The organism is Dokdonella sp., from assembly GCF_017744955.1.
Lineage (GTDB): Bacteria > Pseudomonadota > Gammaproteobacteria > Xanthomonadales > Rhodanobacteraceae > Dokdonella_A.
The window spans coordinates 312375-325359 of sequence record NZ_JAGIAG010000002.1 but is presented as its reverse complement, the minus strand read 5'-3'; the positions used below and the strand labels follow the sequence as shown (position 1 = coordinate 325359).

Sequence of the window (12985 nt, the reverse complement as noted above, 5' to 3'; positions counted from 1 at the left end):
CGGTCACCTTCGCGCCTTCCGCGGATCTCAGCTCTTCGCCGACGCCTGCACGAGCTGCGCGAAGCGGCGCAGCGCGACCGAGGCGATCGGATAGTCGACCGACTGGCTGCGGATTTCGCCGAGCAGGCCGAGGGTGAACTTCAGCGTCGGATCGTCGCGCTCCAGCCACGGCGCGACCGGGTCGGCGACCTTGTCGGACGCGTCGGCGAGGATCTGCGCGGCGAGCGCGCGATGCTGGGCGGCGAGTTCGTCGCGCAGCGAGCCGCGCGCCTGCGCGTGCCAGCGGCTGTCGACCGGCAGGCCTTCGATCTGCCGGCGCAGGCCGTCGATGTCGAGCGCCTGGCCGAGTTCGAAGAACACCGAAGCGACGCGCTCGACCGGCTTGCCGACCTCGCGCGCAACCTCGACGATGTCGAAGGAGACGCCGAGCACCGGCAGCGCGGCGAGGCGCTTCGCCAGCGACTCCGGCACGTCCATGCCCTGCCACTTCTCGACGTCGACCTCGTAGTCGGCGCGGCCGGTCGCGGTGAGCACCTTCGGCGTCGCCGCGCGCAGCTCGCCCACGCCGGGCGCGTAGCGCTCGACGATGCCGGCGATGTCGAGGGCACCGCCGCGATGGTTGAGCAGCCAGCGCGTCAGGTTGCGCTGCAGGTCCCAGATCTTCAGCAGCGCGTCGATCTGCACGCTCTCGGCGATCTTGCCGTCGAGCGCTTCGATCTCGGCCCACAGTCCGCGCGAGTCGACGATCTCGCGCACCGCCGAGTACGCCTTGGCGATCGCCGCCGGCGGCTGGCCGGTGTCTTCCTGCATGCGCAGCACGAAGGTCGCGTCCATGCGGTTGACCATCGAGTTGGTCACCGCGGTGGCGATGATCTCGCGCTTCAGGCGATGACGCTGCATGTGGTCGGCGTACTTGGCCTGCAGCGGCTCGGGGAAGTAGCGCACCAGTTCCTTCGACAGGAACGGATCCTCCGGCACGTCGGAGTCGAGCAACTGCTCGAACAGCTTGAGCTTGGAGTAGGACAGCAGCACCGCCAGTTCCGGCCGCGTCATGCCCTGGTGGCGCGCCTTGCGCTCGGACAGTTCCGCGTCGCTCGGCAGGAACTCGATCTGGCGGTCGAGCAGGCCTTCCGATTCGAGCACGCGGATGAAGTGCGCGTTCGAGCCGAGGCGTTGCGCCGACATGTGCTCCATCACCGTGATCGCCTGGTTCTGGCGGTAGTTGTCGGCGAGCACCAGGCGGCCGACTTCGTCGGTCATCGCCGCGAGCAGCGTGTTGCGCTGCTCCAGCGTCAGCTCTTCGCGCTGCACGGCGTCGTTGAGCAGGATCTTGATGTTGACCTCGTGATCGGAGGTGTCCACGCCGGCCGAGTTGTCGATGAAGTCGGTGTTCAGCAGCACGCCCTTGCGCGCGGCCTCGATGCGGCCCTTCTGCGTGAAGCCGAGGTTGCCGCCCTCGCCGACCACCTTGCAGTGCAGCTCGCCGCCGTTGACGCGCAGCGCGTTGTTGGCGCGGTCGCCGACGTCGGCGTTGGTCTCCGATTCGGCCTTGACGTAGGTGCCGATGCCGCCGTTCCAGAGCAGGTCGACCGGCGCCTTCAGGATCGCGCTCATCAGCGCGGCCGGCGTCAGCGGTTCGCTGCTTTCGCCCAGGCCCAGCGCGCGGCTCGCCTCCGGCGACAGCGCGATCGTCTTCGCGCCGCGCGGGTAGATGCCGCCGCCCTTGGAGATCAGCTTGGTGTCGTAGTCGGCCCAGGACGAACGCGGCAGGTTGAACAGGCGCTCGCGCTCGGCGAACGAGGTGGCCGCGTCGGGGTTCGGGTCGATGAAGATGTGGCGATGGTCGAACGCGGCGACCAGCCGGATGTGCCTGGACAGCAGCATGCCGTTGCCGAACACGTCGCCGGACATGTCGCCGATGCCGACGCAGGTGAAGTCCTCGCTCTGGCTGTCGTGGCCGAGCGCGCGGAAATGGCGCTTGACCGATTCCCAGGCGCCGCGGGCAGTGATGCCCATCTTCTTGTGGTCGTAGCCGACCGAACCGCCGGAGGCGAACGCGTCGCCGAGCCAGAAGCCGTGCTCGGCGCTGACCGCGTTGGCGATGTCGGAGAACGTCGCCGTGCCCTTGTCGGCCGCCACCACCAGGTACGGATCGTCGCCGTCGTAGCGCACCACGTTCTCCGGCGGCACCACGGCGCCGTCGACGAGGTTGTCGGTGATGTCGAGCAGGCCGTTGATGAACATGCGGTAGCACGCCACGCCCTCGGCCAGCACCGCGTCGCGCTCGCCGCTCGCCGGCGGGCGCTTGACGAAGAAGCCGCCCTTCGAGCCGACCGGCACGATGACGGTGTTCTTGACCATCTGCGCCTTGACCAGGCCGAGCACCTCGGTGCGGAAGTCCTCGCGGCGATCCGACCAGCGCAGGCCGCCGCGCGCGACCGGGCCGAAGCGAAGGTGCACGCCTTCCACGCGCGGGCCGTAGACGAAGATCTCGCGATACGGCCTGGGCTTGGGCAGGTCCGGCACCTTGGAGGAGTCGAACTTGAAGCTGATGGTGTGCGCCGGAGCGCCGTCGTGCAGCTGGTAGTAGCTGGTGCGCAAGGTCGCGCCGATCACGCCGAGGTAGGCGCGCAGGATGCGGTCCTCGTCGAGGCTGGCGACGTGCTCGAGCAGGCTCTTGATCGAGGCGACGATGGTGGCGATCTGCTGCGCGCGCGGCTCGCCGCGCACCGCGACGAGGTCGTCGATCAGGCGCGGCTGCGCCTTCAGCACGTCCTCGGCGACGAGGATCTGCAGCTCCTTGGCCAGGCGCTTGCGCGCCGCCTCGATGACCGGCTTGCCGGCGCTTTCGCGCTTCGGATCGAAGCCGGCCTCGAACAGCTCGACCAGGAGGCCCGCGATCGCCGGATAGCGGTTCAGCGTCTCCTCCATGTAGCTCTGCGAGTAGGTCACGCCGGTCTGCAGCAGGTATTTGCAATAGCCGCGCAGCACGCCGACCTGACGCCAGTCGAGCTGCGCGGTCAGGATCAGCTTGTTGAACGCGTCGTTCTCGGCGGCGCCGCGCCAGATCTGGCCGAACGCGTTCTGGAACGCCTCGCGCACCTGGTCGAGATCGAACTCGAAGCGCTGCGCCGGCTGCACCGCGATGTCCTGGATGTACAGCTGGCTGCCCTGCACGTCGAGCTCGTAGAGCTGCTCGGTGAGCACCTTCACGCCCATGTTCTCGAGCAACGGGATGACCTCCGACAGCTCGATCGCGCTGCCGAGGCGGAACACCTTGAACTGCAGCGTGTCGGGCCGGCGGCGCGAGCGCTGCAGGCTGAGGCGGATGTCGTCGGCGTCGCGCAGCGAGGCGGCCAGCTCGACGTCGGCGGCGGCGACGTGCGGCGTGACCTCCTCGATGTAGCCGATCGGCAGCGCGCGGCCGTAGCGCGCGGCGAGCTTGAGGCCCTTGTCCTCGCCGTGTCGCTGCACCAGCGCGTCGCGCAGGTCGTCGTGCCAGTTGCGCACGAGGTGCACGATCTTCGCTTCCAGCTCGGCGACGTCGTAGGTCGACTTGTCGCCGGGCTTGGGCCGGATGACCAGATGCAGCATCGCCAGCGGCGATTCGCCGATCTGGATGCTCGAATCGATGCGCTCGCCGTGGAAGGCGCGCTTCAGCGTCGACTCGATGCGCTCGCGCACCTCGGTGTTGAAGCGGTCGCGCGGCAGGTAGACCAGGCAGGAGAAGAAACGCCCGTACTTGTCGCGACGCACGAACAGGCGCGTACGCGGCCGCTCGCGCAGGGCGAGGATGCCGGTGGCGACGTCGTACAGCTCGTCCTCGCTGCACTGGAACAGCTCGTCGCGCGGCAGGAGTTCCAGCACGTGGCGCAGCGCCTTGCCGGAGTGCGAATCGCGGCGCAGGCCGGAGCGCTGCATCACCGCGTCGACCTTGCGCCGCACCAGCGGCACGTCCTGCGGGCGCGCCATGTAGGCAGCGGTGGTGAACAGGCCGAGGAAGCGCCGCTCGACCACCGGCACGCCGGCGTCGTCGAAGCCGAGCACGCCGATGTAGTCCATGTAGCCGGGGCGGTGCACGTTGGCGCGCGCGTTGGTCTTGGTCAGGATGATCGCGTCCATCGAACCGGACTGCGGCAGGTCCTTGGCGACCAGGGTGCGCAGCGAACGCGGCGCGAGCGAGCGCTCGCCGCCGCGCAGGATGCCCAGGCCCGAACCGTCGACCGCCTGCAGCACTTCGTCGCTGCCGGACTTCTCGACGCGGTACTCGCGGTAGCCGAGGAAGGTGAAGTTGTCGTCCGCCGCCCAGCGCAGGAATTCCTGCCCTTCGGCGACGCCGGCGGCGTCGACCGGCAGCTTTTCCTGCGCCAGTCCGTCGGCGATGCCGAGCATGCGTTCGCGCATCGCCTTCCAGTCGCCGACCGCGGCGCGCACATCCTCGAGCGCGGCGCAGACCGCGCGCTTGACGCGCTCCAGCTCGGCCGGTTCGGTGACGCGGTCGATCTCGAAGTGCATCACCGATTCCGCCGCGCCGGCGGCGCTTTCGCCGGTGCCCAGGCTGAGCAGATGGCCGCCCGGATCGCGCGCGATGCGGTAGATCGGATGGATCACCGAATGCACCTGCAGGCCGCAGGCGTTGATCGCCATGCCGACCGAATCGACCAGGAACGGCGTGTCCTCGGTGACCACGTCGACCAGCGTGCGGGTGGCTTCGAAGCCGTGCTCGCCCTCGACCGCATTGGCCACGCGCACCTTGGCCGAGCCGCCGCGGCGCTCGCGCACGAAGTCGAGCACGCCCAGCGCCAGCGCGGCCCATTCGGCGCCGCCGCGCGCATCCAGCTCGTCGGCCGGCACGCGGCGCAGGAACTCGCTGGTGAACGCCTGCGCGTCGCGCAGTCGCGCGCCGCTGAGCTGGCCTGGATACTGGGCGAGGATCGAATCGACGGGCGTGTTGGCAGCGGCGCCTTGAGCGGTCATGAAGACTTCCGAAGAGGGGGAAACTGCGGGGCGCGAAGGATATGCCGCCCACGTTGCTTATTCCACCTCGACATGGCCGATCGCTAGCTGTGATGCGGTTCGCGCGACATCACGCGCGACGCGCCCGGCGTGAAGGAAGCGTCACCAATCGACATACACTCGTGCGGCGAGGTCTGCCAGAATCGCCGGACCATGCGTGACAATTCCTATACCGGCCGGTATAGTCTCGCCCCGCTCGTCGCCGCGGGTCGCGTTGCGCACGCTCCGCTCCCCGGTTTGCCGGCACGTTTCGTGGAATCCCGCCGCCTCGCAGGTCGCATCGACCGCAGGCCGCGCGGCATCCGAACCACCCCGATCAGCCTCGACCACAGGAAGACTTCGCCATGAAGTTGCATAGCGCCCTGACCTGCGCCGGCATCACCGCGCTCGCCGCGATCGCGACCGGCTGCGGCAAGTCCCAGCCGCAGCAGCAGACGCCTCCGCCCCCCGAGGTCGGCGTGGTCGCCGCCAAGGCGCAGTCGGTGCCGCTGACCGAGGACCTGACCGGCCGCCTCACCGCCACGCGCAGCGCCGACGTGCGCGCACGCGTCCCCGGCGTGCTGCAGAAGCGCGTCTACACCGAAGGCAGCGACGTCAAGCAGGGCCAGGTGCTGTTCGAGATCGATCCGGCACCGCTGCGCGCCACGTTGAACGCGCAGCAGGCCAACCTCGCCTCGGCGCAGGCGACCTACACCAACAACCGCGTCGCCGCCGAACGCGCGCGCTCGGTCGCCAGCAAGGGCCTGTTGTCGAAGGCCGACCTCGACAACGCCGCCGCCGCCGAACGCACCGCCGCCGCCGCCGTGAAGCAGGCGCAGGCGAACGTCGAAGCGGCGAAGATCAACCTCGGCTACACCAGCGTGACCGCGCCGATCGCCGGTCGCGCCGGCCAGCAGCAGGTGACCGAGGGCGCGCTGGTCGGCCAGGGCGAAGCGACCTTGCTGACCACGGTCGAGCAGATCGACCCGATCTACGTGAACTTCACCCAGGCGGTCGGCCAGCTCGACAGCCTGCGCGCCGCCGCCGCGGCCGGCAGCGTCGATCTGGCGGACCAGGCCAAGGCGAAAGTCGAGCTGCTCCTGCCCGACGGCACGCCCTACTCCGATCCCGGCACGCTCGACTTCTCCGACCAGGCGGTCGATGCCGCCACCGGCGCCGTGTCGCTGCGCGGCATCGTGCCGAACCCGCAGCATCGCCTGCTGCCGGGCCAGTTCGTCAACGTGCGCCTGACGCTCGGCGACCTCAAGCACGCCTGGCTGATCTCGCAGCGCGCGGTGCAGCGCGACACCCAAGGCGCCTTCGTGATGGTGGTCGGCGCGGACGGCAAGGTCGAACAGAAGCGGATCAAGGCCGACCGCCTGCGCGGCGACAGCTGGATCGTCACCGACGGCCTCGCCGACGGCGACCAGATCATCGTCAGCGGCTTGCAGAAGGCCAAGCCCGGCCAGCCGGCCAAGGCGACGCCGTGGCAGCCGGAGCCGGCGAAAGCGGCCGCCCCCGCACAGGCAACCGCGGCGCACTGATCGCGCCGCGCTCGACCCAGGCTCGCAGGAACCCCTCCCATGCCCAATTTCTTCATCGACCGCCCGATCTTCGCCTGGGTCGTCGCGATCCTGATCACGCTCGGCGGCGCCATCGCGATCACCCAGCTCGGCATCGAGTCGTATCCGTCGATCGCACCGCCGCAGGTCGTCGTCGCCGCGACCTACCAGGGCGCCGACGCGAACACGGTCGAGAAGACCGTAACGCAGGTGATCGAGCAGCAGCTGACCGGCATCGACAACCTCGCCTACTTCAGTTCCAGCTCCGGCTCCGACGGTTCCTCGTCGATCACGCTGACCTTCGAGCCCGGCACCGATCCGGACATCGCCCAGGTGCAGACGCAGAACAAGGTCTCGCTGGCGACGCCGCGCCTGCCGTCGGAAGTCACCCAGCAGGGCATCGTGGTCGCCAAGCAGAACCCCGACTTCCTGATGGTCGGCATGCTCAAGTCCGACGACGGCGCCTACGACTCCTACGCGCTGAACAACATGCTCGCGGCGAACGTGATCCCGCAGATCCAGCGCATCCCGGGCGTAGGCAACGTGCGTCAGTTCGGCTCCGAGTACGCGATGCGCATCTGGCTCGACGCGGACAAGCTCAAGGGCTACAACCTGTCCGCCGCGCAGGCGCTGGCCGCGGTGCGCGGGCAGAACATCCAGGTCGCCGCCGGCTCGCTCGGCGCGGAACCGGCGGTGCCCGGCAACGGCTTCCAGGCGACGGTGACGGCCGAGGGCCGCTTCACCTCGCCGGCGGAGTTCGAGAACATCATCCTGCGCGCCAATACCGACGGCACCTCGGTGCGCCTGAAGGACGTCGCGCGCGTCGAGCTCGGACCGTTCGGCTACGGCGTCAGCGTCACCTACAACGGCCAGGCCGTCGCCGGCTACGCGGTGCAGCTGCAGACCGGCGCCAACGCGCTCGGCGTCGGCAAGGCGGTCAAGGCCAAGATGGACGAGCTGCAGGCCAGCTTCCCGCACGGCGTGTCGTGGTTCGTGCCGTACGACACCACGCCGTTCATCACGATCTCGATCGAGGAAGTGGTGCAGACCCTGGTCGAGGCAGTCATCCTCGTCTTCCTGGTCATGCTGGTGTTCCTGCAGAACCTGCGCATGACGATCATCGCGCTGCTGGTGATCCCGGTGGCGCTGATGGGCGGCTTCCTCGGCATGTGGATGGTCGGCTTCACGATCAACCAGCTGTCGCTGTTCGGCATGGTGCTGGTGATCGGCATCGTCGTCGACGACGCGATCGTGGTGATCGAGAACGTCGAGCGCATCATGGACGAGGAAGGCCTGTCGCCGAAGGAAGCGACGCGCAAGGCGATGAGCCAGATCTCCGGCGCGGTCGTCGCGATCGCGGTGGTGCTGATGGCGGTGTTCGTGCCGAGCGCGCTGCAGTCCGGCTCGGCCGGCGCGATCTTCCGGCAGTTCTGCCTGACCATCGCGCTGTCGACCGGCTTCTCCGCGTTCCTCGCGCTGATGTTCACGCCGGCGCTGTGCGCGACGATGCTCAAGCCGCTGCACGAGACGAAGAAGAACGCGTTCTTCCGCTGGTTCAACCGGGCCTTCGACTGGGTGCAGAAGACCTACACCGGGCACATCTTCTCGGCGATCCGGCACACGCCGCGCTGGATGGCGCTGTTCGCCGTCGTCGCCGTCGCCTGCGGCTTCCTGTTCGTCAAGCTGCCGTCGAGCTTCGTGCCGGAGGAGGACCAGGGCTTCGCCTTCGCCATCGTGCAGCTGCCGTCCGGCGCGAGCATCGAACGCACCAAGAAGGTGATGGGCGACATCGGCGAGCTGGTGCGCAAGAACGAGGCGGTCGAAGGCGTGATCGCGGTGTCCGGCTTCAGCTTCATCGGCAACGGCGAAAACACCGGCATGGCGTTCATCCGGCTCAAGCACTGGAACGACCGCAAGGCCACCGCCTCGCAGGTGATCCAGCAGCTCAACGGCGCGATCTTCATGAACGTGCGCGACGCGCAGGCCTTCATCGTCAACCTGCCGACGATCCGCGGCCTCGGCCAGTTCGGCGGCTTCGACATGTACCTGCAGGATCGCTCCGGCGCCGGCCACGACGCGCTGATCGAGGCGCAGAACATCCTGCTCGCCAAGGCGGCCGAGCGGAGCGATCTCCTGACCGGCGTGCGTCCGAACATCCTGCCGCCGACTTCGCAGTTGGCGATGAAGGTCGACCGCGTGCAGGCGCAGTCGATGGGCCTGTCGCTGTCGGACGTGTACACCGCGATCCAGCTGATGCTGGCGCCGGTCTACGCCAACGACTTCTTCTACCAGGGTCGCGTGCAGCGCGTGAACATGCAGGCCGACGCGCCGTTCCGCATGAATCCCGACGCGCTCGGCCGCTTCTTCGTGCCGAGCTCGACGCAGACCGAGACGGTGACGACGAGCAAGGGCACCACGACGCTGCCGGCGATGATCCCGCTGTCGAACGTGGTTTCGACCGAATGGAAGATGGGCTCGCCCACGCTGGCCCGCTACAACGGCTATTCGGCGATCCAGATCAACGGCTCCCCCGCTCCGGGCCGCAGCTCGGGCGAGGCGATGACGGCAATGCAGGACATCATCAAGAACGACCTGCCCAACGGCATGGGCTTCGACTGGACCGGCCAGTCGCTGCAGGAAATCATCTCGGGCAACCAGGCGCCGATGCTGTACGCGCTGTCGATCCTGATCGTGTTCCTGTGCCTGGCCGCGCTGTACGAGAGCTGGTCGATCCCGGTGTCCGTGCTCCTGGTGGTGCCGCTGGGCGTGCTCGGCGCGGTGCTGGCGACCTGGGGACGCGGACTGTCCAACGACGTCTACTTCAAGATCGGCATCATCACGATCATCGGCCTGGCGGCGAAGAACGCGATCCTGATCGTCGAGTTCGCCGTCGCCGAGCAGCGCTCCGGACGCGGCCTCGGCGCCGCCGTGGTCGACGCCGCACGCCTGCGCCTGCGGCCGATCCTGATGACCTCGTTCGCCTTCATCCTCGGCTGCTTGCCGCTGGCGATCTCGACCGGCGCCGGCGCCAACTCGCGCCACGCGATCGGCACCGGCGTCGTCGGCGGCATGCTGTTCGCGACCTTCCTCGGCCTGCTGTTCATCCCGATCTTCTACGTGATGATGCGGCGCCTGCTCGGCGACAAGCTCGAATCGCGCGAGGAAACGCAGGCCCAGCTCGACGCCGGCGGTCACGGCGGGCACTGAGCCGGCATCACGCAGGCGCTCACGAACGGCCCGGTGTTCCGGGCCGTTTTCTTTTGCAGCTCCTCCTTCGCATCGAGCGCGACGGCTTGCATCGACCGTGCCGCGAACCCATCCTTGGACGCATGACCGCGACACGCATCCAACTCGACGAGCGCCAGCTCGAGCGCATCGCGCGCGCGCTGGCCGAGCCGCGCCGCGTCGAAATCCTGCAGCAGATCGGCAGCTGCGACCGCGCGATGCCGTGCAGCGCGCTGCAGGACACGCACAACGTCAGCGCGGCGACGATCTCCCATCACGTCAAGGAGCTCGAAACCGCCGGGCTCGTCGACCTCCAGCGCGAAGGCAAGTTCGTCCACCTGACCCTGCGCCGCGACGTGCTGGCCGCCTACCTGGCGCGGCTGGCGGCGATCTGAGCCCGCCCGGGGCCGCCCGAAAAATCTTTCCCGTCCCGTTCTTGAAAAAGCCCGGCCTGCACCCTATCGCTTAGACAGTTAGATAATCATCTAACTATAAATCTCACGATACAGGACGCATCCATGAACAAGTTGCAGGGCAAGGTGGCAGTGGTGACGGGAGCTTCGAAGGGCATCGGCGCCAGCATCGCCAAGGGACTGGCCGCCGCCGGCGCGTCGGTGGTGGTCAACTACGCGGCCAGCCGCGAGGGCGCCGATCGCGTCGTCGCGGAAATCACCCAGGCCGGCGGCAAGGCGACCGCGGTGCAGGGAGACGTGGCCAAATCGGCCGATGTCGAGCGGCTGTTCGCGCAAACGCAAGAAACCTACGGCAGGCTCGACATCCTGGTGAACAACGCCGGCGTCTACCAGTTCGCGCCGCTGGAGGAATTGACCGAGGAGCTGTACCGCCGCCAGTTCGACGTCAACGTACTCGGCCTGCTGCAGGCCTCGCGCGAGGCGGTGAAGCACTTCGGCGCCGAGGGTGGCAACATCGTCAACATCAGCTCGGTCGCCAGCCAGCTCGGTCTGCCGGGATCGTCGGTCTACGCGGCGACGAAAGGCGCGGTGGACACGATCACGCACGTGCTGTCGAAGGAACTCGCGCCGAGGAAGATCCGCGTCAACTCGATCAATCCGGGCGGCGTGGAGACCGAAGGCACGCACGCGGCCGGCATCATCGGCAGCGACTTCGAAAAGCAGATGGTCGCGCAGACTCCGCTCGGCCGCCTCGGCCAGCCGGAAGACATCGCCTCGATCGCGGTCTTCCTCGCCTCCGACGATTCAGCCTGGCTGACCGGCGAGAAATTGATCGCCTCCGGCGGCACGCGCTGAACTCCCGCGCCTGAGGACCGTGTCAGAATCGGCGTTCGATCCCTGGCTCGAACGCCGATGCCTCTTCCTCCGATTCTCGCCGGCCGTGCCGGCCGCCGCGCTCGTGTCTTCGACACCGGTGCGGCGACCCGGCGCGGGACGACCCGGCCGTATTCCGTGCGCACGCATCGGCGATTCGCCGCACTGCTCGCGCTCGGCCTCTGCGCCGGCGCGAGCGCCGAGGACTACCTCGCCGCACCGTGGCTGCTCTACCGCGACGCGAATCCGTTCGTCGCTGCCGGCGGCCTGCCGTTCGCGCCGCCGACGATCGCCGCCGGCGACCGCTGGCGCGTCGACGCGGCGATCGCGGCGAGCAATACCGAGATCGCCTTCGCCGGCGGCGGCGAGCGGCTGTTCTACGACATGGAAATCCACGAGGCGCGCATCGCCGTCACGCGCAGCTTCGGCGAGCACTGGGTCGCGCGCGCGACCCTGGCCGGCACGCGGTTCGGCGGCGGCTTCCTCGACTCCTTCATCGAGGACTTCCATCGCGCGTTCGGCTTCACCAACGGCGACCGCGGCCGGCTCGGCGGCAACGGCCACACGATCGACTACGCCGACTCGCGCGGCGACACCCTCGCGCTGACGCGCGCGCGCAGCGGCGTCGCTCCGCTGCTGCTCGACCTCGCCTGGCGCGCGCCGGCCGACGGCCACGAATGGCTGGTCGGCGCGACGCTGAAGCTGCCGACCTCGCACGCGAGCCCGCTGCTCGACGACCGCGCGATCGACCTCAGCCTGTGGCTGGCGGCGCAATCGACCGCGGCGACGCGCCTGCCCTGGGGCCTGCGCGCCGGACTGACGCGGCGCGGCGACACCGACCTGCTGCCGCGCCGTGCCGAGGATCTCGTCGCCTTCGTCGACGCGACGCTCGGCTATTCCCTCACGTCGCAGTGGAGCGTCGCGGCGCAATACCAATGGCACGACGCACCCTACGATTCGGCGATCCCGATGCTGCGCGCGGCCGGCAACTTGAGCGTATCGACCGCCTGGCGCGCGCGCGCGGGCTGGACCCTGCGCGCCGGCCTGGTCGAGGACCTTCCGGCGCGGCACGCGCAGGACGTGACGTTCTTCGTCGGCCTGTCGCTCTGAGCACGGGACGCTACAATCGCGCCTTGCCTTCCATCGACTCCGACATGAGCGCGAACGAACAAGCCCTGCTCGACAAGACCTGGTTCTACCGCTTCCAGCTGCCGAGCGGCCGCGTCACCCGCACCTACGACGACGGCGCGCTCGACGCGATCCACGAAACGCGCCTGGCGATGCTGCAAGGCGTGCTGCGTGCGCGCTTCGGCGACACGCTGACCGGACGCAACGCGATCGACATCGCCTGCCATCAGGGCTGGTTCGCGACGCAGCTCGCGCAGGCCGGCGCGGACGACGTGCTCGCCATCGACGCGCGCGCCGAACACGTCGCCGACACCACGCTGGTACGCGACACGCTGGGTCTTTCCAACCTGCGCGTGGCGCAGAGCGACGTGCACGCGCTCGACGCCGCCGCGCTCGGCACCTTCGATGTCGTGCTGATGCTCGGCCTGATCTACCACCTCGAAAATCCGGTCGGCGCGCTGCGCCAGGCGCGCGCACTCACGCGCCAGGTCTGCCTGGTCGAGACGCAGATCGTGCCGGGCATGACCGGCATGGTCGACTACGGCAGCTACCGCTTCGTGCGTCCGTTGAAGGGCTCGTTCGGCATCATCGACGAGACCGAGGAAACGCACGGCCCGGAGACCAGCACCACCGGCATCTGCCTGGTGCCGAGCCTGGAAGCGCTGTTCTGGATCCTGCGCAAGGTCGGCTTCGCGCGCGTCGAACTGGTGCCGCCGCCGGAGAACGCCTACGAGCAGCTGCGCTACGGCAAGCGCGTGATGGTCGCCGGCTACGTCGACTGAGCGCCGG

General features: G+C 68.8%; 7 protein-coding genes. 6 read left to right on the top strand and 1 reads right to left on the bottom strand.

Annotated features, from left to right (window positions below; translation table 11 throughout):
- Positions 1-27: 27 nt before the first annotated feature.
- The gene (locus J7520_RS06475) at positions 28-4977 is read right to left on the bottom strand and encodes an NAD-glutamate dehydrogenase domain-containing protein (protein WP_291185575.1); all 4950 of its coding nucleotides are present in this window, start codon (positions 4975-4977) and stop codon (positions 28-30) included.
- A 383-nt stretch (positions 4978-5360) separates the two neighbouring features.
- Between J7520_RS06475 and J7520_RS06470 the strand changes: the two genes are divergently transcribed.
- The 6 genes from J7520_RS06470 (at position 5361) to J7520_RS06445 (ending at position 12978) form a co-directional block, all read left to right on the top strand.
- Entirely contained in the window at positions 5361-6539 is a 1179-nt protein-coding gene (locus J7520_RS06470; protein ID WP_291185573.1) for an efflux RND transporter periplasmic adaptor subunit, read from the top strand.
- A gap of 39 nt (positions 6540-6578) precedes the next feature.
- Positions 6579-9764 carry an efflux RND transporter permease subunit gene (locus tag J7520_RS06465; RefSeq protein ID WP_291185570.1) on the top strand — a complete coding sequence of 1062 codons (3186 nt, stop codon included), beginning with the start codon at positions 6579-6581 and terminating at the stop codon, positions 9762-9764.
- A gap of 122 nt (positions 9765-9886) precedes the next feature.
- Positions 9887-10177 carry a helix-turn-helix domain-containing protein gene (locus J7520_RS06460; protein WP_291185567.1) on the top strand — a complete coding sequence of 97 codons (291 nt, stop codon included), beginning with the start codon at positions 9887-9889 and terminating at the stop codon, positions 10175-10177.
- Positions 10178-10300: 123 nt separating this feature from the next.
- On the top strand, positions 10301-11050 hold the full coding sequence (locus J7520_RS06455) for a glucose 1-dehydrogenase (RefSeq protein ID WP_291185564.1): 750 nt from the start codon (positions 10301-10303) through the stop codon (positions 11048-11050).
- Positions 11051-11107: 57 nt separating this feature from the next.
- Positions 11108-12178 carry a DUF3187 family protein gene (locus J7520_RS06450; RefSeq protein ID WP_291185562.1) on the top strand — a complete coding sequence of 357 codons (1071 nt, stop codon included), beginning with the start codon at positions 11108-11110 and terminating at the stop codon, positions 12176-12178.
- Between the two features lie 44 nt (positions 12179-12222).
- Entirely contained in the window at positions 12223-12978 is a 756-nt protein-coding gene (locus J7520_RS06445; protein ID WP_291185559.1) for a DUF1698 domain-containing protein, read from the top strand.
- Positions 12979-12985: the final 7 nt, after the last annotated feature.

What these genes read in the sequence shown, in the direction of transcription:
- J7520_RS06450 (WP_291185562.1), top strand. Translation starts at nt 11,108, where the DNA reads ATGCCTCTTCCTCCGATTCTCGCCGGCCGTGCCGGCCGCCGCGCTCGT.
- J7520_RS06475 (WP_291185575.1), bottom strand. Translation starts at nt 4,977, where the DNA reads ATGACCGCTCAAGGCGCCGCTGCCAACACGCCCGTCGATTCGATCCTC.
- J7520_RS06445 (WP_291185559.1), top strand. Translation starts at nt 12,223, where the DNA reads ATGAGCGCGAACGAACAAGCCCTGCTCGACAAGACCTGGTTCTACCGC.
- J7520_RS06460 (WP_291185567.1), top strand. Translation starts at nt 9,887, where the DNA reads ATGACCGCGACACGCATCCAACTCGACGAGCGCCAGCTCGAGCGCATC.
- J7520_RS06465 (WP_291185570.1), top strand. Translation starts at nt 6,579, where the DNA reads ATGCCCAATTTCTTCATCGACCGCCCGATCTTCGCCTGGGTCGTCGCG.
- J7520_RS06455 (WP_291185564.1), top strand. Translation starts at nt 10,301, where the DNA reads ATGAACAAGTTGCAGGGCAAGGTGGCAGTGGTGACGGGAGCTTCGAAG.
- J7520_RS06470 (WP_291185573.1), top strand. Translation starts at nt 5,361, where the DNA reads ATGAAGTTGCATAGCGCCCTGACCTGCGCCGGCATCACCGCGCTCGCC.